Source organism: Hydrogenophaga sp., assembly GCF_011390835.1.
Classification (GTDB): Bacteria; Pseudomonadota; Gammaproteobacteria; order Burkholderiales; family Burkholderiaceae_C; genus Hydrogenophaga.
In genome coordinates, this window is record NZ_JAABRQ010000026.1 from 1 (window position 1) to 20,012 (window position 20,012).

The window sequence follows — 20,012 nt, forward strand, 5'->3', positions numbered from 1 at the left end:
ATGGCGCTGCGCAGCACGTTGCGCCCAATGCGGCCAAAGCCGTTGATGCCGATCTTGATGGTCATGGTCTCTTCTCCTTCAGGTCGATAAAAATGGGGGTTGCAGATTCACTTGCCGAGCACAGCGCGCACCGTATCGGCCACGTTCTCGGGCGTGAATCCAAAGTGTTCGAACAAGACCGGCGCGGGCGCCGACTCGCCATACGTGTCGAGGCCGACCACCGCGGCCACGCCGTATTTCCACCAGCCGTCGGTGGAGCCCATTTCCACCGCAATGCGCGGCAGGCCAGCGGGCAACACGCTCGCCTTGTAGGCAGCGGTCTGGTGGTCAAACGTGGTGGTGCTGGGCATGGACACCACGCGAACCGCGATCTTGAATTCTTTGGCCAGCAACTCCTGGGCCTTGAGCGCGAGCTGCACTTCGGAGCCGGTGGCGACGATCACCGCCTGCGCCTTCTTCTTCAGGCCCACCTCGGCGGGTTCGGCCAGCACATAAGCGCCTTTGCTGATGTCTTCCAGACCCGCCTTGGGTGCGTAGGGCAGGTTTTGCCGGCTCAGCAGCAGCGCCGTGGGCTTGGCGGCGTTTTGCAGCGCGACCGCCCAGGCCACGGCGGTCTCGGCCGTGTCGCATGGACGCCAGACGTCCAGATTCGGGATCAGGCGCAGGCTGGCGGCGTGCTCCACCGACTGGTGGGTGGGGCCGTCTTCGCCCAGGCCGATGGAGTCGTGGGTGAACACGTGGATCACGCGCCGCTTCATCAGCGCGGCCATGCGGATGGCGTTGCGACTGTAGTCGGAGAAGGTCAGGAATGTGCCACCGTAGGGGATGAAACCGCCATGCAGCGCGATGCCGTTCATGATCGCAGCCATGCCGAATTCGCGCACGCCGTAGTTGATGTGGCGCCCGCCCTGACCGGCGTCGTTCTTCACCACGTTGCCCGCGAGATCGATGCGCAGCGCGGGTGTGCTCTTGGTGTTGGTTAGGTTGGAGCCGGTGAGGTCGGCGCTGCCGCCGAGCATCTCGGGCAAGGCGGCGGTGAAGGCTTCCAGCGCGATCTGGCTGGCCTTGCGGCTGGCCACGGTCTCGGCCTTGGTGTGGGCCGCTACCGCGGCGTCCGCCGCGACCTGAGCGAAACCCTTGGGCAGCTCGCCCTGCATGCGGCGGACGAACTCTTTGGCTTCGGCGGGGAAGGCGGACTTGTACGCGGCGAACTGGGCATTCCACTCAGCTTCCATCGCCTTGCCTGCGGCTTTCGCGTCCCACGCGGCGTACACGTCTCTGGGAATCACAAAAGGCGGGTGGCTCCAGCCCAAGGCTTCGCGCGTGAGCTTGATTTCTTCCGCACCGAGCGGCTCACCATGGGCCTTGGCGGTATTGGCCCGGTTTGGACTGCCTTTGCCGATGGCCGTCTTGCAGCAGATCAGGGTGGGCTTGTCGGCGCTGTTCTTCGCCGCGGCGATCGCGTGGTCAACGGCGTTGGCATCGTTGCCATCGACGGCACGGATCACGTTCCAGCCGCAGGCCTCGAAGCGCTTGGGCGTGTCGTCGATGAACCAGGGTGCGACCTGGCCGTCAATTGAAATGCCGTTGTCGTCATACAGAGCGATCAGCTTGTTGAGTTTCCAGGCGCCGGCCAGACCCACCGCCTCGTGGCTGATGCCTTCCATCAGGCAACCATCGCCCAGGAAGACATAGGTGTGGTGGTCCACGATGGAGTGGCCATTGCGGTTGAATTCGCTGGCTAGCAGCTTCTCGGCGAGCGCCATCCCCACGGCGTTCGTGATGCCCTGGCCCAAGGGGCCGGTGGTGGTTTCCACGCCGGGCGTGTGACCGACCTCGGGGTGGCCGGCGGTCTTGCTGCCGAGCTGGCGGAAGTGCTTCAGCTCCTCGATCGGCAGCTTGTAGCCCGTGAGGTGCAACACAGCGTAGATCAACATCGAGGCGTGACCGTTGGACAGCACGAATCGGTCGCGGTTGGCCCAGGCTGGGTTTACCGGGTTGTGGCGCAGGTGGCGGCCCCAAAGCGCCACTGCCATGTCGGCCATGCCCATCGGCGCACCCGGGTGGCCCGAATTTGCGGCCTGTACCGCATCCATCGCCAGCGCGCGAATGGCGTTGGCCTGGGTCTGGAGCGAAACAGGGGGCTTTGTCGCGGTGCGGGCGTCGTCGGGCATGGCAGTGGGGGGGTGAGGGTAATGAAGAGAAGAAGGCGCGAACGCACCAAACCCCCGATTTTACGGGGCCGTCGTTCACGCCCTGGCGGGCGCTGAGTCAATAATGCGGCGTGCGCTTGTCCACCCCCGATCATCCCGTCGCCGCCATGCTGCTGGCCGCAGGCCGTGGCATGCGCATGCGCCCCCTCACCGACACCTGCCCCAAACCGCTGCTGCCGGTGCAAGGCAAGCCGCTAATGCAGTGGACGATGGAGGCGCTTGCGCGGGGCGGGTTCAAACGCCTGGTGATCAACACCGCCTGGCTGGGTGACCAGATCGAGGCCCACTTTGCCGGCTGGTCCCAGCATCACCCGGGCGCCGAGTTGCGCTTCTCGCACGAAGATCAGGACTTTGGTTATGCGCTGGAGACTGCAGGAGGCGTCTCGCGCGCGCTTCCCCTGCTGGGCGAGGTGTTCTGGGTGCTGGCGGGCGATGTCTACACGCCCGACTTCATATTCAGCCAGGCCAGCGTGGAGCGCTTTGTGACCAGTGGCCGGCTGGCCCACATCTGGCTGGTGCCCAATCCGCCGCACAACCCGCGCGGCGACTTTGCTCTAAGCGCCGACGGGCTCGCGCTCAGCGAGGGACCCGAACGCCACACCTACAGCACCATCGGTCTGTACCGGCGTGCGCTGTTCGAGCCACCCTGGTGCGATACCTTGGTGGGCAACCCGCAGGGCACGGCCGCGCCTCTGGCGCCGCTGCTGCGCGCCGCGATGGCCGCTGGCGAGGTGAGCGCCGAGCTGTTCACCGGGCACTGGACCGATGTCGGTACACCGGAGCGGCTGAAGGAATTGAACGTACTCCCCGCGCCGCCTGCCGCGTCACACCCCTGAAGGGGGACGCAGACCCGTCGCGCAATAGGTGCGCGCCAAAACATAGAGAATGGTGCCCATGGACGCACACACCTCATTCGCCCTTTACGCCGAGCGCCGTGCGCGCCTGGCCGCTCAGCTGGGCCCTGGTGGCATCGCCATTGTGCCCACCGCCCCTGAGCGCACCCGCAACCGCGACAGCGAATACCTGTTTCGCTTCGACAGCTATTTCTACTACCTCACCGGCTTCACCGAGCCCAATGCCTGGCTGGTGATCACCGCCGAGGGAGAGAGCACGCTGTTCTGCAACCCCAAGGACCTGGAACGCGAGATCTGGGACGGCTACCGGCTCGGCCCGGGAGCAGCGCCCGGCGCGCTGGGCGTGCAGCAGGCCCACCCGACGCCAGCGCTGGACGTCGAGCTGCCCAAGTTGCTGGAGAACCGGCGCACGGTGTGGTTTCCGTTCGCCATCCACGCCGGGCTGGAAGGCCGTGTTGATGGCTGGCTGCAAAAAGTGCGCACGCGCGTCCGATACGGCGCGCTCTGCCCTGATGCCCAGCGCGACCTGTGCGGCCTGCTAGATGAGATGCGACTGCTGAAAGACGCGCACGAGATCGCCATCATGAAGCGCGCCGGGCAGATCAGTGCCCAGGCCCACATCCGCGCCATGCAGCGCAGCGCCGCCATGATCCGCGCCGGCGAAGACGTGCGCGAGTACCACCTGGACGCTGAGCTGTTGCACGAGTTCCGCCAGCACGGCTCACAGTACCCGGCCTACGGCAGCATCGTCGCCGCCGGCGCCAACGCCTGTGTCTTGCACTACCGTGCCGACAACGCACCGGTGCGCGACGGCGATCTGGTGCTGATCGACGCCGGTTGTGAGCTCGACGGCTACGCCTCGGACATCACGCGCACCTTCCCGGCCAACGGCAAGTTCACCGGGCCACAGCGCGACCTTTACAACCTAGTGTTGGCCAGCCAGGAGGCCGCCGTGGCCGCCACCCGGCCGGGTGCGCGTTTTGTCGATCCGCACGACGCCACGGTTCGCGTGCTGGCGCAGGGCATGCTCGACCTGGGCCTGCTCAACAAGAACGATGTCGGCCATCTGGACGACGTGATCGCGCAGCGCCACTACTTCCGCCACTACATGCACCGAACCGGCCACTGGCTGGGGCTTGACGTGCACGATTGCGGCAGCTACGTGGAGCCGGGTGAGGTGGGTACGACGAGCGAGCGAAAGGATCCGCTTTCAGGTGAGATCATCAAGGACCGGCCCAGCCGCATACTGCGCCCCGGCATGGTGTTGACCATCGAGCCCGGGCTGTATGTGAGCCCCGCTGCCGATGTGCCCAAGCACTTCTGGAACATGGGCATCCGCATCGAGGACGACGCGGTGGTCACCGAGACGGGCTGCGAGCTGATGAGCCGTGGCGTCCCGGTGGTCGCCGATGAGATCGAGGCCTTGATGCGCGCCTGAGCAAGCGGCTATGCGGGTCGTCAGCGTCAACGTGGGTCAATTGCGGCCGCTTCGTGTGGGTCAGCGGGACTTGCTAAGCGGCATCGGCAAGACCCCGGCGCATGGGCCGGTGGCGGTGCAAGCGCTGGGCCTGGCGGGGGATGAACAGGCAGACCTGAGCGTGCACGGCGGCCTCGCCAAGGCGGTGTACGCCTACCCCGTTGAGCACCTGCTGTTCTGGACCGAGCAGCGCCGCGCGCACGATGTGAGCCTGTTTGACGAACCGCTGCCGCCCGGCTTTCTGGGCGAGAACCTGAGTATCGAAGGCCTGCTGGAAGACCGGGTGTGGATCGGCGATGAGCTTCACTTTCCCAACTGCGTGTTGCGCGTGACCGCACCGCGCGAACCTTGCGGGAAATTCAACGCGGTGATGGGCCTGAACACCGCGGGCAGACTCATGATGCAGCAGGGTTGCCCGGGCTTTTACCTAGCCGTGGCCCAGGGCGGCACGATCGAAGCGGGACAGGCGTTTTCGGTGGTGGCCGGCTCCCAGGGCCTGAGCGTGCGCGATGCGTTCAGCGCCCGGCGTCTCAAGCACCTGCGCTGATGGCGGGTCGACTTGGGGTACAAACCAGCATGCCCTCCACCGCCACACCGCTTCGGGTCCTGTGCCTGACCATGAACCCGTCGGTGGATCTGGCCACACGCACCCTGCAAGTCGTTCCCACGCACAAGCTTCGTTGCGACGCCACGCAGCATGACGCAGGTGGCGGCGGCGTCAATGTGGCGCGCGTGCTCACTCGCCTGGGTGGCACCTGCCAGGCCCTCTGTCCCGCCGGTGGCCCCAGCGGCGAATGGCTCAAGCAACGGATGGCAGACGAAGGCCTGTTGACCACTTACCTGCCGCTTGAGGGTGAGACGCGTGTCAGCTTCACGGTACATGAAGCGGCTACGGGGTCCGAGTTTCGGTTTGTCATGCCCGGCCCTGCATTGAGCGATGCGGAGTGGAGAGGCTGCCTGCAGCATCTTTCGGACCTGGACGATTTTCCTGACCTGCTCGTCGCCAGCGGTAGCCTGCCGCCGGGCGTGCCGGTCGACTTTTATGCCCAGGTGGCCCAACTGTGCCAGGCACGCGGTGGACGGCTCGTACTCGACGGCTCCGGCCCCGCGCTGGCCGCTGCGCTGGCCGAGGGGGTGTACTTGGTCAAGCCCAATCTGCGCGAGCTCGTCGAGCTGGCGGGCCAGCCGCTGGAATCAACTGAGCAATGGCAGGCTGCTGCCCGTGGGCTGGTGGAGACCGGTTCGGCCGAAGTGGTGGCGCTCACGCTGGGCCACCTGGGCGCGGTGCTGGTCACCCGCGAAGGTGTGTGGACCGCAAATGCCTTGCCGGTTAAGGTGGTCAGCGCTGTGGGCGCGGGCGACAGTTTTGTGGGCGGGCTGGTGTGGGCATTGCAGCAGGGCCAGACCATGCTAGACGCATTTGCCTGGGGCATGTCCGCCGGGACGGGGGCACTGCTCAGCGCCAGCACCGGACTTTGCTGCGCCGAGGATGCGGTGCAGTTGCGCGGTCAGGTACACCTCCACCGGCTGACGATCTAGACCCTCGCGGCGCGCTGCCCGGGGGTGACGCCACCCAATGATTGTGAGGGGGCGCTCAGGATCGGAGCCTGTTTGGTGTGGGGTGAAACTCGGTATACGCGCGGCCCGTTCGGCTGCCTCCGCCATCTGCCTGGAGCAAGTTGTATTCCTCGTTGCTCTCAGGGTCGATGGTTGGTGTCACGGCGCGCCTTTCATACAAACTCGATGCAGTTTATGAGAACGATTCGCATTTGATTGGATGTCATGTCGAGCGAAGGGTCTGAAGCCCATGGAGGCTGGGCGGATCGCAATGGCGCCCAGGTTGCCTGCCGCCGCCAAGCCTGCCCGACCATGGGTTCGGCGACGGTCAGTGTCCAAACCGTCCCGAGATGGCGCATTCCCCCGCAAAATGTCAGGACCGTTGCGCCTACAGCACGCGTCGCGCACTGCACACAGATCAGGACCTCACATTTAGAATGTGCGACTAACTTTCACAATGCAGAAAATGCACCCGGCAGGAGACATGGCCATGAGCCCCGAACAGCAGGACCAGGACAACAAACGCGCCGAGCTTCGACAGGCCGCCCTCGAATACCACGAGTGGCCAACGCCAGGCAAGATCGCCATCGCAGCCACCAAGCAGCTGACCAACCAGCGCGACTTGGCGCTGGCCTATTCGCCCGGGGTGGCAGCGCCTTGCGAAGAAATCGTCAAGGACCCGAACAACGCCTACAGGTACACCAGCCGCGGCAATCTGGTGGCCGTCATCACCAACGGCACCGCGGTGCTGGGCCTGGGCGACATCGGTCCGCTAGCGGCGAAGCCGGTAATGGAAGGCAAGGGCGTGCTGTTCAAGAAGTTCGCCGGCGTAGACGTGTTCGACATCGAGATCAACGAAAAAGACCCGGCCAAGCTGGTCGATATCATCGCGTCGCTGGAGCCTACGTTTGGCGCCGTGAACTTAGAAGACATCAAGGCACCTGACTGCTTCTACGTCGAGCGCGAGTTGCGCAAGCGCATGAAGATCCCGGTGTTCCACGACGACCAGCACGGCACCGCCATCACGGTGGCCGCCGCCATGGTCAACGGCCTGAAAGTGGCTGGCAAAGACATCGCGCGAGTGAAACTGGTGACATCGGGCGCGGGCGCGGCAGCCCTGGCCTGCCTGAACCTGCTGCTCAAGGTGGGCTTGAAGCGCGAGAACGTGTTCGTGACCGATCTCGCCGGCGTGGTCTATGAAGGTCGCGTCGAGCTGATGGACGAAGACAAGATTTACTACGCGCAGAAAACCGAGGCGCGCACCCTGAAAGAAGTGATCGCCGGTGCTGACGTATTCCTGGGCCTGTCGGCTGGCGGCGTGCTCAAGCCCGAGATGGTGGCCAGCATGGCCGAACGCCCGGTGATTTTTGCGCTGGCGAACCCCAATCCCGAAATCGCACCGGAAGACGCGCACGCCGTGCGCAACGACATCATCATGGCCACCGGGCGTAGCGACTACCCCAACCAGGTCAACAACGTCCTGTGTTTCCCCTACATCTTCCGCGGCGCGCTTGATGCGGGCGCCTCCACCATCACAGACGAGATGGAAATCGCCGCGGTGTACGCTATCGCCGAGCTGGCACAGGCCGAGCAGAGCGAGGTGGTGGCCGCCGCCTACGCAGGCGAGAAGCTGGCCTTTGGGCCCGAGTACCTGATTCCCAAGCCGTTCGACCCGCGCCTGATGATGAAGATCGCGCCGGCCGTGGCCCAGGCCGCCGCCGACAGCGGCGTGGCCCTGCGACCGATTGCCGACATGGCGGCCTACCGCGAGCGCCTGCAGAGCTTTGTGCTGGCCTCGGGCACGATCATGAAACCGATCTACGCCGCAGCCAAGACCGCAGCTAAGAAGCGCGTGGCCTACGCCGAGGGCGAAGAAGAGCGCGTGCTGCGCGCCTGCCAGATCGTGGTCGATGAAGGTCTGGCACGACCCACCCTGATCGGCCGCCCGGCCATCATCGCGCAGCGCATCGAGAAGTTCGGCCTGCGCCTGCAGGAAGAGCTGGACTACGACGTGGTCAACGTCGAACAGGACCACCGCTACCGTGACTTCTGGCAGACCTACCATCGCATGACAGAGCGCAAGGGCGTGACGGCACAGCTGGCCAAGATCGAGATGCGCCGCCGCCTGACCCTGATCGGCACCATGCTCATCCACAAAGACATGGTCGACGGCATGATTTGTGGCACCTGGGGCAGCACTCATTCGCACCTCGAATACATCGACCAGGTGATCGGCAAGCGCGAAGGCGGCAGCCCGAGCACTGAGCAGGACGTGCGCGTTTATGCCTGCATGAACGGGCTGATGCTGCCGGGTCGCCAAGTGTTCCTGGTCGACACCCACATCAACCACGACCCGACCGCCGAAGAGCTTTGCGAGATCACGGTGATGGCGGCGGAAGAAATGCTGCGCTTCGGCCTGCGACCCAAGGCCGCGCTGTTGTCGCATTCCAACTTCGGCTCCAGCAACCAGCCCTCGGCCGTGAAGATGCGGCGCACGCTGGAGTTGCTGCGCCAGCAAGCCCCGTGGTTGGAGGTGGACGGCGAGATGCACGGCGACGTGGCCCTGGACGCCGACGCGCGCACCGCCTTGATGCCCCATTCCACGCTACAAGGCAACGCCAACCTGCTGGTGTTGCCCAACATCGACGCTGCCAACATCGCCTACAACCTGCTCAAAACAGCGGCTGGCGGCAACATCGCGATCGGCCCGGTGTTGCTCGGCGCCGCCAAACCCGTGCAGATCCTCACGGCCAGCGCCACCGTGCGCCGCATCGTGAACATGACGGCCTTGACCGTGGCCGAGGCAAACGCCAGCCGCTGATATTTCCACAAAAAGCAAGTACTAACTTTTTTTCACAAGTTCGTTCGCTGAACCTGCTCATTTATTCAGCAAATGCTTGCTTTTTTGCAACGGTTCGGGCACACTCATTCCTTGGAATTTCAGGGTTAACCCGCCCATCCAGAGGTGTACCGGAATCCGCTCCGGCGGCCAGTAAGGGCGGGTTGATTCGTATCAGGAACAGGGATTTTCATGGGTCTGCAACAGATCCGGGGTGGCAAAGGGAGCAGGTTGAAAGTCGGCGCATGGGTGCTGGCAACGGCTTTGGCGATGGGTCTGGGCACCACGTTGGTGCAAAACCGGACTCCTGCCAGTCCCGACGGCTTTTCCGGATCGAGCGCCAACTCGGTAGCGCTAGCCGCGCTCCCGCCGCAAGGTCGTGATGTGATGGCGCAGATCCGCGAAGGTGGCCCCTTCCGCTACGAGAAGGATGGCACGGTGTTCGGCAATCGCGAACGCCTGTTGCCTGGTCAGACACGGGGCTACTACCGCGAATACACGGTGCCAACGCCAGGCCTGAGTCATCGGGGCGCTCGAAGGATCGTGTGTGGCGGGCAGCAACCGCGGGAACCTGAGATGTGTTTTTACACCGAGGACCACTACAGCAGCTTTCGGCTGATCGTGCAGTGAGCCTGGGTGGTGAGTTTGAATTTTTAACCTTGACTGTAGAAAGAGACGCGGAGATGGACACGCCACTTCGTAACGTACGCCCTAACATCGTTCAGTCGATTCGCGCCTATGGCGTGAAGGAACTGCAGGCTGCTGCCGAGCATCTCGGCCACCACTTCCTTTACGCCAATCTGGCCAAGGCCCAAAGCAAACAGGACGTGCTGGAGCTGATTGCGGCCCAGTACACGCTGCCTTCGCACTTCGGCAAGAACTTCGACGCGCTGTACGACTGCATGACCGACATGGTGCACAAGTCGGGTCCACAGACTGGCTTCATCGTCGTGCTGGAGCACATCCCGGCACACGCCAAGTTCGACAAGGAAGCGCGCGAGCAACTGCTAGACATCTTCCGCGACGCAGCCGACTACTGGAGCGATCGGCGCATCCCGTTCCGCTGCTTCTACTCGTTCTCGGTGGCGCGCACACCCAAAGGCGAAGAGCCGATCGAGGTCGAAAGCGAGCCCATGCCCACCGACAAGCTGCTTGACGTAAGTCCAATGGCGCTGCGCATGAGCAGCCCGTTCAACGCTGGGTACTGGCTGGCGGCAGCCTGACTCCCCCCGCGCCGCGCCTGCGGCCTGGCAAAGCCAGTTCCGCGGCATTCTTGAACAACATCCCCTCAGGCGAAAAGCCGCTGCAAACACAGCGGCTTTTTGCCCATGCGGGCTGATCAAGGCTGAATGGACTGTGCGAGTGACACGTACTCGCTCACCGGCACCTCTTCCGCTCGGCGCTGCAAATCAAACTCGCTGGCGAAGCCGCGCGTCTCCAGCCACTTGCCCAGCGTGTTGCGCAAGATTTTTCGACGCTGGCTGAAGGCCACCTGGACCAGTTCGCCGTACAGCTTCAAATCGATGTCAGGTGGCTCGGCCAGCGGCACCATGCGCACCACAGCGCTGTCCACCCGCGGCGGCGGATCGAAGCTTTCTGGCGGTACGAACAGCACGTTGTCCATCGAGTAGCGCCACTGCAGCATGACGCTCAGGCGGCTGTAATCGCTGGTGGCGGGTTTTGCCACCATGCGATCGATCACCTCCTTCTGCAGCATGAAAAGCTGGTCGCGCACCACCGCCACGTGATCGAGCAGGTGAAACAGGATGGGCGTGGAGATGTTGTAGGGCAGGTTACCCACCACCCTGAGCCCTGCCGCGGGTGCACCACCCCTCCCAACCTGCTGGGCCAAAGCACTGAAATCCACCTTCAGCACATCGGACTCAACCACCCGAAGCAGTGGGTGCTCGCGCAACCGAGCCGCCAGGTCGCGGTCCAGCTCGACCACCGTTAGGGAACCCAGGCGCTCGACCAGCGGTTGAGTGAGTGCGGCCAAGCCCGGGCCGATCTCGACCATGTCGTCACCCGGCTGGGGTGCGATCGCAGCCACGATGGCATCGATGACCCTGCCATCGGTCAGGAAGTGTTGGCCGAAGCGCTTGCGCGCCACGTGTTTCATGCGCTACCTCGATCGCCGCGGAGCATCAGACAGACGGCGCTTCGCGGTACTCGACGAAAGCGCGGCCGCGCACTTCCTGCAGCCAGGTCGACAAAGCCTCGTCGCTCTTCTTCTCGCGCAACAGGCCACGCACGATCTCGCGCTGCTCGCGCTGGCTTAGCTGCTGGTCTCGGCGCTCGGTGACTTGGATCAGGTGCACGCCAAAGCGCGACACCAACGGCTGCGAGATTTCGCCTGGCTTGAGGCTGTTCATCACCTCTTCAAACTCGGGCACGAACTGCCCCGGGCTGGCCCAGCCCAAATCGCCGCCCTCGCGCGCCGAGCCGTCCTGGCTGTGTTCCCGGGCCAGGTTGGGAAAGCTCGCCGCGCCCGACACGATTTGCTGACGGTACTGGCCCAGCCGCTCGGCAGCGACCTGTGCCGTGAGTGACGGCGACACACGCAACAGGATGTGGCGCGCTCGGGTCTGAGTGACGATCACATCGGGCAGACCCGCCTGGCGCTTTTCCAGCAACTTGAGCACATGAAAGCCCGCTGGGCTACGCACCGGCCCAGCGATTTCGCCAGGACGCAGTGCGCGGGTGGCCTCGACAAACAGGCCCGGCAATCGATCCGCGGGACGCAGCCCAAATTCACCACCATTGACCTTCTCGGGCGCGTCTGAGAACTCCCTGGCCAGGGCCGCAAAATCGCCGCCTGCGCGGGCGCGGTCCGCCACCTGTTGGGCGCGCGCCTGCAGCTCGGTCACGCGGGCCGTGTCGGCACCTTCGGGCACCAGCACCAGCACATGGGCCATGTTGAGCTGCAAATCGCTGATGGCGGTGCTGCTGCGCTGCTCACGGATGTAGTCGTCGATGTCGCTCTCGGTCACCTGCACCCGGGCCTGGACTTCGCGCTCGCGCACCCGCTGCAACAAAATCTGGTTGCTCAACTCATTGCGCAGCCGGTTGCTGTCCATGCCCTCGGCCGCCAGGCGCCGCCGGAAATCTTCCAGGGAGAGCTGGTTTTGCGTGGCGATAGCCTGCTCGGCCTGCAACAGCGTGGCCTCGTCGACCCGGATGCCGAGTTCCTTGGCCTGCTGGATCTGGGCCCGCTCGCTCACCAGTTGCTCCAGCACCTGGCGCGCCAGCTCGTCGCGCGGCGGCAGCGCCGCGCCCTGCTGGGTCAGCTGCTGCTCGACGCGCACCAAGCGCTGGCGCACCTCGTTGTTGGTCACTGGCTCGGAATTGACCAGCGCCACGATGTAGTCCACCGTGCGCGGCCCGGGCGTGGCCGGTTGCGCGCGCAGCAGGTTGAGCTGGCCGGATGGGCGCAGCGACTGGGCATGCAGCGCACCGCTGCACAGCAAGCCAGCCGCCAGCACGCTGGTGGCCAGACGCAGGCCGCGCAATCGAAAGGGAAAATGGTCAGTCATATTGTTGGAACCGGCTCGGCGGATTGATCTGTTCACGCAGGTACTGGTAGCGGGGCACGTTGTCTTTGAGCGACTGCAAAGGGTTGGAGCCGATGCGGGAGAAGCCACTGAATTCGAGCTGGAACAGCACGCGTTGGTTCGCGCTGGCGGTGCCCACCGCCAAGCGCTCCAGCACCACACGCCCGATCCAGCAACCGGCATCGTACTCAAAGCCCGCCACCAGGTCGACGACCTTGCCGTCGGGCACGCTGTAATTGACGCGACCCACGCTGTACCACTGACCCGCGCCCAGCCCACGGCCAGGCACACCGGCGCGCGGTGCGGGCCTGCCCATCAGATCGCCCAGTGGCCATTGCCAGCCCACATCCACCTGCTCGCTCACCCCGCGCTGCAGGCGGTAGGCGGCGCTGAGCACGCGGAAGTTGCTCGGCGTGTAGCGTGCGCCCAGGGTGGTGCGCACCGATTCGCGGTCTTTGGGGTTGAACTGCACGTTGGCGTCCACCTGCCAGCGCGGATCCCATTGCACGCGCGCACCGAGCAACACGTCGCTCAGCCGCTCCCGCACCGGGTCGCCTCCCGGCAAGCCAACGGCGTTAGGCAGCACCACCTCCTGGTCGCTCAGCCGGAAGCGCTGGGCCAGGCCCAAACGCACCACCTCGGCGCCGGTGCGCGGGTCAAGCAGGCGCGAGGTGGCGCCCAGCGTGAGGGCGCGGGTGTCCGAGATGCGATCCTGGCCACCAAACGCGTTCTCGGTGTAGATCGACGCAAAGTTGAAATCGTTGGCCGCTGAATCGTAGTTGGGCAGGCGTGACTGGTCGCGAAACGGGGTGGAGGTAAAGAAGGCACGCGGCTCCAGCGTCTGGGTGAAACCGCGTCCAAAGTAGCTGGCCTCGCGCTCGAATACCATGCCACTGTCCACGCTGAAGGTGGGCACGACACGCGACGCACTGAGCGCCCCATTTACCAGCGGCGTGTCGAAACGGTATTGCGTGGTGTGCAGCTGGAAGCGAGGCTTCACATAGCCGCCTGGCCTCTCCCAGCGGCGGCTGATCTCGGCCACGGCCAGGGCGCGCGCGCCATTGGGCTGACCGGTGAGGTCGGCGTCAGCGCGAAAGCGGGTGTACTCCACCAGCACCGTGGTATCCCACCCGCGCACCCCGGCAATCGAGAAATCGTTCTGCACATAGCGCGCGGCCAGGGAAGGCAGGCGGTCGTAGGGCGGCGTGATGGGCGCGTCCACGTCTTGCAGCGTCTGCCACCGGTACGCGCCGGCGCTGAACGACCAGGGTCCGTGCCCCCAGCTCAGCACGCCTTCGCTGGCCAGCAGGCGACTGGTGAGGGAGGTACTGGTGCGCGGGAAGTCGCGCCAGTAGTTATCGTCGCTCACCCGGTTGAGGTTCAGGCGGGCGCTCACCGCGCCATCAAGTCCCAGCCAGCGCAGCCCGGGAGCGCCAGCAAAGCGCTGGTTGTGCTGGGCGGAATAGCCCCACCGGTTGTCGCCGCGCAACTGGTCCGAGGGCATGTAGGCCGCGCGCAACTGGCCGTTCCAGCTCGGCTGCAGGTAGCGCAGCTCACCCGCCAGATCGACGCCGCGCTTGCTCATGAGCGTGGGGTAGAGGGTAGCGTCCAGGTTGGGTGCGAGGTTGAGGTAGTACGGCAGCGTGACTTCGAGGCCGCTGACGTTGTCCAGGTTGATGGAGGGCGGCAGCACGCCGCTCTTGCGCGCATCGGACAGTGGAAAACTCAGGTACGGCGCGCCCAGGATGGGCAAGCCTTTGAACTCCAGCACACCACCGACCGCGGTACCCTGCTGCGCCGCGTTGTCGAGATCGATGCGCGAAGCGCGGATCAGCCAGTCGGGCATCCATTTCGCGCCAGGCGTGCGCGGGCAGGTGGAGTAGCGGGCGTCGTAAGCGGTGAGTTTGTCTTCGCCCAGCAGGTCAACCCGACTCGCGTCGCCATGGCCTTCGCTCTGCAGCAGCGAGAAGGCCGGCTGCTCGAAGCGGCCCTGGTTAGTCTGGACGTTGAGCTGCAGCGACGGGCCTTCGAAGCGGTTGCCGTTGCGGTTGATCAGCACATTGCCCGTCGCGCTGGCTTCGCTGGTGCGTTGGTCGAATTCCAGCCGGTCGGCGCGGATCACCGTGTCGTGGCGCCGCAGCTCAGCGCCGCCCTCGATGGTCACCACTCCATCGGTCTGCCCAGTGATCCGTTCACCAAACACAAAGGTCGGCATCCGGTTGCGCGCATCGAGTGGCAATGTCTCCCGCAACACGCCGCTGGGTTTGAGGACCACGGCAGCATCAGGCGCTGCCTCACCGGGCACCACCTGGGCGGCCACTGGCGTCGGCGTGAACACGATCGACCAGCTCCATCCGGCCAGCAGCAGGTGCACCGCCACCACCACCGGCGCACGCTCGAAGCGAGGCCGCGGCTGGCGCCGGGATGCCGACGGGAGAAAGGAACGCATCAAGGCAGGCAGTGGGGGAGGGCGTGGCAGGAGAACAGCGCAACAGCGGTCAACCCACAACGGGTTGATGCCATCTACGGCCATTATCCTATGGGGACCGCCGCGTGCCGGCCCTCTGTCCCTCGAACGCCATGACCCTGCCCCCCCAAGCCGTGACCTGGGACGACCCGACCCGCCAGACCGCGTTTGAACACTGGCTGCAGAGTCTGAGCGTTGCCCAGGGTTTGCTGCCCGCCACGCTGCGTCCGGCATCGGCCGATGCCAGTTTCCGGCGCTACCTGCGCGTGGGCACCACCGATGGCGGCAGCCGCATCATCATGGACGCTCCCCCCGCGCGCGAGAACTGCCAGCCGTTTGTGCACGTGGCCGGGCTGTTGCAAGACGCCGGCCTCCTGGTGCCCACCATCCTGGCCTGGGATGAGCCGCAGGGCTTCATGCTGCTCAGCGACCTGGGCCACCAGACCATGATGGAGCAGATCGACCCGCAGCGCCCCGCGGCCAACCACGCTCGGTACCTGCAGGCAGTCGACACGCTGCTGGCCTGGCAGTTCGCCTCCAAGCCCGGCGTGCTGCCGCCCTACGACGAGCCGCTGCTGCGCCGCGAGCTGCAGCTGTTTCCCGACTGGTACCTGGCGCAACACAAGGGCGTGACCCTGCAAGGCCAGAATGCCGACACGCTGAGCAAGGCCTTCGACACCATCGTGCGCCACAACCTTGCCGGCCCCACCGTCTACGTGCATCGGGACTTCATGCCGCGGAATCTGATGATCCCTGCCGCTCCTGGCGCCACACCAGCGCAGCAGCTCGGTGTGCTCGACTTTCAAGACGCGGTGCATGGACCGATCAGCTACGACATCGCCAGCCTGATGCGCGACGCCTTTCTGAGCTGGGAAGAAGACTTCGTCATCGACATCACCGTTCGCTATTGGGAGAAGGCGCGCAAAGTCGGGCTGATGGACTTTGAAGACTGGCACAGCGACTTCGGCGCCTTTTACCGCGCAGTGGAGTGGATGGGCCTGCAACGGCATCTGAAGGTCGCCGGTATCTTCGCGCGCCTCACGCTGCGAGACGGCAAACCAAAATACCTGGCCGACACCCCGCGCTTCATCCACTACATCCGCAACACCGCGCACCGTTATCGCGAGCTCGGCCCTTTTCTGCAGCTCATCGACCAGATCGAAGGCTTCGAGGCCGCGTCCGGTTTTGCGTTCGGACGCGTCTGACTCGAGCCGCCTCATGCCCCGCTTCTACTGCCCTGTCTCGCTCGCCATCGGTACCGAGATGGAGCTGCCAGCCACCGCTGCGCGCCACGTGCAAGTGTTGCGGTTGCAGCCCGGCGCACAAATTACCTTGTTCAATGGCGAGGGCGGCGAACACACCGCTACCATCTTGCGCATGGGCCGTTCCGATGTGGCGGTGCGCATCGACACACACCACGCGATCGAACGCGAGCCCACTCGCGCGGTGCACCTAGCGGTTGGCATGCCGGCCAACGACCGAATGGACTGGCTGGTTGAGAAGGCCACCGAGCTCGGCGTTGCCAGCATCCAGCCGCTGCACACAGCCCACAGCGTGTTGCGCCTGAGCGGCGAGCGCGCCACCAAAAAACAGGCGCACTGGCAATCGGTGGCCATTGCTGCGTGTGAACAGTGTGGCGGCAATCGGGTGCCGCTGGTGCACCCGGTGCAAGACCTGGGTCACTGGCTAAAGGCATCGACGACAGCGACAGGCGCGACGCTTGCCTTGCGCTGCGTGCTGTCGCTCGCTGATGAATCACAGCCGCTGACGCAGGCGCTGGCAAGCTCCACCGATCAGACCCTCTGGTTGCTCAGCGGGCCCGAGGGCGGTCTGTCCGCTATCGAAGACGCACAGGCGCGTGCCGCAGGCTGGCAACCCACTTCTCTGGGGCCGAGGGTACTGAGAGCTGAAACCGCCGCGCTGGCAGCGTTGGTCAGCTCGCAAGCTTTTTGAATTTCGGGTCGCGGACCACATCCGAGATCAGCTTTTGCACCGCCGGCCCAAACGCTTGAGCCACTTCCTGGCAGGCTTTGTCGGCGACGAAACTGCCAGAGAAACCGAAGACGGAACTGGTGGTGAAGCTCTCGTTGCGACCGTTCGAGATGGTCAGCTTGAAAATCCACCTGCCGTCGGTGATGCCAGAACTGAAATCGATCTCCTCCAGCTTACCCACCAGAACCAACTTGGCGTTGGGGTCGTAAACGCCGGCCAATTTGAGTTCATCAATGAATGCCTTCTCGATATAGGTTTCAAAGCTGGGGCTCACGGTGACAGGACCGGCGGCTCGACAGGTGATGGATGCCACCCCTGGCTTGGTCGCCTCAAAACGGCCCACGGCAACCGGTGGAATGCTGATAGAACGGATGGATTCCACGTTGGCCACCGAGGCCCCGTAGGGTGAAGCGTTGTAAGCGCAACCCGTCAGCAATGCAGCTCCCAAGATAACAGCGAAGGACATGAGCTTCATGATCGAATTCCCTTGATTGATTGAAGAGGCACAACTGGCTTCCCAACGCGCCGCAACGCAATGTAGTTGAAAAAGCGGCGCGGTACATGCTGTCCAGGCTTTGGTGCTTCAGGGGGAAATGCTAGCCACGGGCGACATGAGGGTCGCAGCGGCAAGAGGTATTGCCTGCGCTCAGTTCATGAGCCGGTCACGCAGACGCGGCTGTTGCTGAACCGCTTGGGTATCCTGCGCCCAGGTTGCCGGCGACACGACGCCCAATGCCGCCATCAGCCAGGAGACGGCCCAAAGCGCGCGCTGCATGCAATACCGACTTGATAGGGAGAACGCGCTTGGTAGCAATGTGGGCCGCGCGGTTTCACTGGCTCACGTTATTTGTGCGCAATGGGCTTGTCGGTGAACAGAAAGTCTTTCAGCTCGTGGGAAAACTTGGGGTCCTGGCGGCGGATCCATTCCAGCACCATGGCGGCGTGTTCTTTTTCTTCATCCCGGTTGTGCTCTAGGATCGCCTTGAGCTCCGGGTCCTGGCAGGCGTCGGCGCGCTGGTTGTACCAGTCCACGGCCTCAAGCTCTTCCATCAGTGAGACGATGGCGCGGTGCATGTCACGCGTTTGGGGGCTCAGTTCTTCAATGGGTTCGTGGTAACCGACGCTGGACATAGATGCTCCTGATTGGTGGGAAAAGCGAGGCCCTTACTGTAGGCCACTCGGCCAGTCAGTCAATGGGCGCTGATCACGCCAGCGCCAACCCTCGGCACATGCCAACAGGCCACGGAGAGCGCCTCGCGAGGTATAAACAGCCACTTATATGAACAAAAACCTCTGGCTGCTGGCGGCGTTGCAAGGCCTGTTTCTCACCAACAACGTGGTCTTCATCGCCATCAATGGGCTGGTGGGGTTGTCGCTCGCGCCGCTGGGCTGGATGGCCACGCTGCCGGTGATGGGCTATGTGGTGGGCGGGGCGTTGTCCACGCCCCTGGTGGCACGCACCCAGAGCGCCTGGGGTCGCAAGGTCTCGTTCCAGATCGGGCTGCTGGTGGCGCTTCTCTCGGCCTTGTTGTGCGCCTGGGCGGCGTTCGACAAAAATTTCTGGCTGCTGGTGGCCGCCACCGTGTTCGCCGGCTACTACAGCGCCAATGGTCAGCTCTACCGCTTCGCCGCTGCCGAGTTGAGTGCGGTCGACTACCGCGAAAAGGCGGTGTCGCTGGTGCTGGCGGGTGGCCTGGCTGGCGCGGTGCTCGGCCCCAATCTGGCCAGCCGCACGCGCACCTGGTTCGAGGTGCCGTTCGCGGGCGCCTACCTCGCGCTGGCGGTGGTGGCGCTGGTGGCCATGGCAGTGATGACCTTCATCCGCTTCCCGCCGCTGCCACCCAAGGTGGACAAGGCCGACGCGGGCCGGCCGCTGTCGGTGATCATGCGCCAGCCGATTTTCATCGTCGCGACCGCCGCCGCGGCGCTGAGCTACGGTGTGATGAACCTGCTGATGGCGGCCACACCACTGGCCATGCAGGTCTGCGGCTTCCCGTTTGACGATGCGGCGCTGGTGCTGGAGTGGCATGTCATCGGCATGTTCGCCCCTGGCTTTTTCACCGGCCACCTGATCAAGCGTTTTGGGGTCCTGACCATCATGGGTGTGGGCGTGGTGCTCAACATCGTCTGCATCACGATCGCGCTCTCGGGTGTGGATCTTCACCAGTTCCTGATCGCGCTGTTCCTCCTCGGCGTGGGCTGGAATTTCCTGTTCACCGGCAGCACGACACTGTCGCTTCAAGCCTACAGACCTGAGGAAAAAGACCGCGCACAGGGCGCTATCAATTTTTTCGTTTTCGCCACCATGGCGGTCACTTCGTTCGCCTCTGGCGCACTGGTCACCACCCAGGGCTGGCAGTGGTTGAACATCGGTTCCTTGTTCCCCGTGGCCCTCACTGGGCTGGCCCTGCTCTGGCTTGCCTGGGCTCGTCGTACCGCCCACAATGAACGCTGACCCGGGGCAGGTGTCCTGATGTCAGTGGGCGACTCGCCGTTTCTCGGTGCGCGCCCCAACCAACTTCGAAAGGACAACACCCATGGGACTTCTGGACTCTTTGATCGGCGCCGCCACCAGCGGCCAACAGCCTGCCAACGCCACAGGTGCTGCCGGCGGCCTGGACCCTCAGATGCTGATGGGCATCGTTGGCGCCCTGATGAACAACGCCGGCGGCCTCTCGGGGCTGATGGCCAAGCTGCAGCAAGGCGGTCTGGCTGATGCAGCGCAATCCTGGGTCAGCTCCGGCGCCAACCAGCCGGTGTCGCCCGACGCCCTGGGTGGTGCGCTCGGCCCAGACCTCATGGGCATGATCGCCAAACAAATGGGTGGCAGCCAGCAGCAAGCGGCCGGCACCATGGCGGACCTGCTGCCCGGCCTGATCGACCAACTCACGCCGCAAGGTCAGCTGCCCGCCGATAACGGCATGGGTGGCCTAGGTGCTTTGCTCGGCGGCGGTGCCAGTGGCAACGCCGGTGACCTCATGGGCATGCTCGGTGGCCTGCTGAGGAAGTAAACACCCTCAGGGCGTGCAGCGCCCGGCGTGACAACGGCCTCCTGAGAGGCC

General features: G+C 64.6%; 16 protein-coding genes and 1 pseudogene. 11 read left to right on the top strand and 6 right to left on the bottom strand.

Annotated elements, in window-relative coordinates; genetic code table 11:
- Positions 1–107 precede the first annotated feature (107 nt).
- On the bottom strand, positions 108–2,174 hold the full coding sequence (gene tkt / locus GPT34_RS14385) for a transketolase (RefSeq protein WP_291013804.1): 2,067 nt from the start codon (positions 2,172–2,174) through the stop codon (positions 108–110).
- A gap of 146 nt (positions 2,175–2,320) precedes the next feature.
- On the opposite strand from tkt, the gene GPT34_RS14390 reads away from it, so the two are divergent.
- The 7 genes and pseudogenes from GPT34_RS14390 to GPT34_RS14420 all read left to right on the top strand — a co-directional run.
- Positions 2,321–3,049: a nucleotidyltransferase family protein gene (locus GPT34_RS14390; protein ID WP_291013917.1), complete on the top strand. Its 729-nt coding sequence runs from the start codon at positions 2,321–2,323 to the stop codon at positions 3,047–3,049.
- Positions 3,050–3,107: 58 nt separating this feature from the next.
- Positions 3,108–4,505 (top strand): aminopeptidase P N-terminal domain-containing protein, encoded by a 1,398-nt coding sequence (locus GPT34_RS14395; RefSeq protein ID WP_291013807.1) that lies wholly within the window; start codon positions 3,108–3,110, stop codon positions 4,503–4,505.
- A gap of 10 nt (positions 4,506–4,515) precedes the next feature.
- Positions 4,516–5,091, top strand: coding sequence for an MOSC domain-containing protein (locus tag GPT34_RS14400; protein WP_291013810.1), 576 nt, complete (start codon positions 4,516–4,518; stop codon positions 5,089–5,091).
- A 29-nt stretch (positions 5,092–5,120) separates the two neighbouring features.
- Positions 5,121–6,083, top strand: a complete 963-nt coding sequence (locus tag GPT34_RS14405) for a 1-phosphofructokinase family hexose kinase (protein WP_291013813.1) — start codon at positions 5,121–5,123, stop codon at positions 6,081–6,083.
- A 502-nt stretch (positions 6,084–6,585) separates the two neighbouring features.
- Complete coding sequence (locus GPT34_RS14410) at positions 6,586–8,922, top strand: NADP-dependent malic enzyme (RefSeq protein ID WP_363356966.1); 2,337 nt, start codon at positions 6,586–6,588, stop codon at positions 8,920–8,922.
- A 210-nt stretch (positions 8,923–9,132) separates the two neighbouring features.
- The gene (locus GPT34_RS14415; RefSeq protein WP_291013817.1) at positions 9,133–9,570 is read left to right on the top strand and encodes a ribonuclease; all 438 of its coding nucleotides are present in this window, start codon (positions 9,133–9,135) and stop codon (positions 9,568–9,570) included.
- Positions 9,571–9,623: 53 nt separating this feature from the next.
- Positions 9,624–10,019 (top strand): annotated as a pseudogene (locus tag GPT34_RS14420) (barstar family protein); the annotation flags it as partial.
- 260 nt (positions 10,020–10,279) lie between these two features.
- Here the strand turns inward: GPT34_RS14420 and rsmA are convergent.
- Genes rsmA through GPT34_RS14435 form a run of 3 tightly spaced genes read right to left on the bottom strand, consistent with a single transcriptional unit; the run spans position 10,280 to position 14,940 of the window.
- A complete protein-coding gene (rsmA, locus tag GPT34_RS14425) occupies positions 10,280–11,059 on the bottom strand; it encodes a 16S rRNA (adenine(1518)-N(6)/adenine(1519)-N(6))-dimethyltransferase RsmA (RefSeq protein WP_291013819.1) in 780 nt (259 codons plus the stop codon).
- A gap of 25 nt (positions 11,060–11,084) precedes the next feature.
- Positions 11,085–12,473: a peptidylprolyl isomerase gene (locus GPT34_RS14430; protein WP_291013822.1), complete on the bottom strand. Its 1,389-nt coding sequence runs from the start codon at positions 12,471–12,473 to the stop codon at positions 11,085–11,087.
- Positions 12,466–14,940, bottom strand: a complete 2,475-nt coding sequence (locus tag GPT34_RS14435) for an LPS-assembly protein LptD (RefSeq protein ID WP_291013825.1) — start codon at positions 14,938–14,940, stop codon at positions 12,466–12,468. The genes GPT34_RS14430 and GPT34_RS14435 overlap by 8 nt, the downstream gene beginning before the upstream one ends.
- Positions 14,941–15,071: 131 nt before the next feature.
- On the opposite strand from GPT34_RS14435, the gene GPT34_RS14440 reads away from it, so the two are divergent.
- Together GPT34_RS14440 and GPT34_RS14445 are read left to right on the top strand one after the other, a co-directional pair.
- Complete coding sequence (locus GPT34_RS14440) at positions 15,072–16,163, top strand: phosphotransferase (protein ID WP_291013827.1); 1,092 nt, start codon at positions 15,072–15,074, stop codon at positions 16,161–16,163.
- Positions 16,164–16,176: 13 nt separating this feature from the next.
- Positions 16,177–16,911, top strand: coding sequence for a 16S rRNA (uracil(1498)-N(3))-methyltransferase (locus tag GPT34_RS14445; protein WP_291013830.1), 735 nt, complete (start codon positions 16,177–16,179; stop codon positions 16,909–16,911).
- Here the strand turns inward: GPT34_RS14445 and GPT34_RS14450 are convergent.
- Both GPT34_RS14450 and GPT34_RS14455 read right to left on the bottom strand, forming a co-directional pair.
- On the bottom strand, positions 16,892–17,425 hold the full coding sequence (locus tag GPT34_RS14450; RefSeq protein ID WP_291013832.1) for a hypothetical protein: 534 nt from the start codon (positions 17,423–17,425) through the stop codon (positions 16,892–16,894). The genes GPT34_RS14445 and GPT34_RS14450 overlap by 20 nt on opposite strands.
- Before the next feature lie 368 nt (positions 17,426–17,793).
- The gene (locus tag GPT34_RS14455) at positions 17,794–18,081 is read right to left on the bottom strand and encodes a ferritin-like domain-containing protein (RefSeq protein WP_291013834.1); all 288 of its coding nucleotides are present in this window, start codon (positions 18,079–18,081) and stop codon (positions 17,794–17,796) included.
- A 148-nt stretch (positions 18,082–18,229) separates the two neighbouring features.
- Between GPT34_RS14455 and GPT34_RS14460 the strand changes: the two genes are divergently transcribed.
- A complete protein-coding gene (locus GPT34_RS14460; RefSeq protein WP_291013836.1) occupies positions 18,230–19,405 on the top strand; it encodes an MFS transporter in 1,176 nt (391 codons plus the stop codon).
- Between the two features lie 82 nt (positions 19,406–19,487).
- Positions 19,488–19,961 (top strand): YidB family protein, encoded by a 474-nt coding sequence (locus GPT34_RS14465; protein WP_291013839.1) that lies wholly within the window; start codon positions 19,488–19,490, stop codon positions 19,959–19,961.
- Positions 19,962–20,012: the final 51 nt, after the last annotated feature.

Bases quoted from the DNA above. Each gene is read 5' to 3' on its own strand.
- tkt (WP_291013804.1), bottom strand. From the start codon at position 2,174: ATGCCCGACGACGCCCGCACCGCGACAAAGCCCCCTGTTTCGCTCCAG.
- GPT34_RS14390 (WP_291013917.1), top strand. From the start codon at position 2,321: ATGCTGCTGGCCGCAGGCCGTGGCATGCGCATGCGCCCCCTCACCGAC.
- GPT34_RS14395 (WP_291013807.1), top strand. From the start codon at position 3,108: ATGGACGCACACACCTCATTCGCCCTTTACGCCGAGCGCCGTGCGCGC.
- GPT34_RS14400 (WP_291013810.1), top strand. From the start codon at position 4,516: ATGCGGGTCGTCAGCGTCAACGTGGGTCAATTGCGGCCGCTTCGTGTG.
- GPT34_RS14405 (WP_291013813.1), top strand. From the start codon at position 5,121: ATGCCCTCCACCGCCACACCGCTTCGGGTCCTGTGCCTGACCATGAAC.
- GPT34_RS14410 (WP_363356966.1), top strand. From the start codon at position 6,586: ATGGCCATGAGCCCCGAACAGCAGGACCAGGACAACAAACGCGCCGAG.
- GPT34_RS14415 (WP_291013817.1), top strand. From the start codon at position 9,133: ATGGGTCTGCAACAGATCCGGGGTGGCAAAGGGAGCAGGTTGAAAGTC.
- rsmA (WP_291013819.1), bottom strand. From the start codon at position 11,059: ATGAAACACGTGGCGCGCAAGCGCTTCGGCCAACACTTCCTGACCGAT.
- GPT34_RS14430 (WP_291013822.1), bottom strand. From the start codon at position 12,473: ATGACTGACCATTTTCCCTTTCGATTGCGCGGCCTGCGTCTGGCCACC.
- GPT34_RS14435 (WP_291013825.1), bottom strand. From the start codon at position 14,940: ATGCGTTCCTTTCTCCCGTCGGCATCCCGGCGCCAGCCGCGGCCTCGC.
- GPT34_RS14440 (WP_291013827.1), top strand. From the start codon at position 15,072: ATGACCCTGCCCCCCCAAGCCGTGACCTGGGACGACCCGACCCGCCAG.
- GPT34_RS14445 (WP_291013830.1), top strand. From the start codon at position 16,177: ATGCCCCGCTTCTACTGCCCTGTCTCGCTCGCCATCGGTACCGAGATG.
- GPT34_RS14450 (WP_291013832.1), bottom strand. From the start codon at position 17,425: ATGAAGCTCATGTCCTTCGCTGTTATCTTGGGAGCTGCATTGCTGACG.
- GPT34_RS14455 (WP_291013834.1), bottom strand. From the start codon at position 18,081: ATGTCCAGCGTCGGTTACCACGAACCCATTGAAGAACTGAGCCCCCAA.
- GPT34_RS14460 (WP_291013836.1), top strand. From the start codon at position 18,230: ATGAACAAAAACCTCTGGCTGCTGGCGGCGTTGCAAGGCCTGTTTCTC.
- GPT34_RS14465 (WP_291013839.1), top strand. From the start codon at position 19,488: ATGGGACTTCTGGACTCTTTGATCGGCGCCGCCACCAGCGGCCAACAG.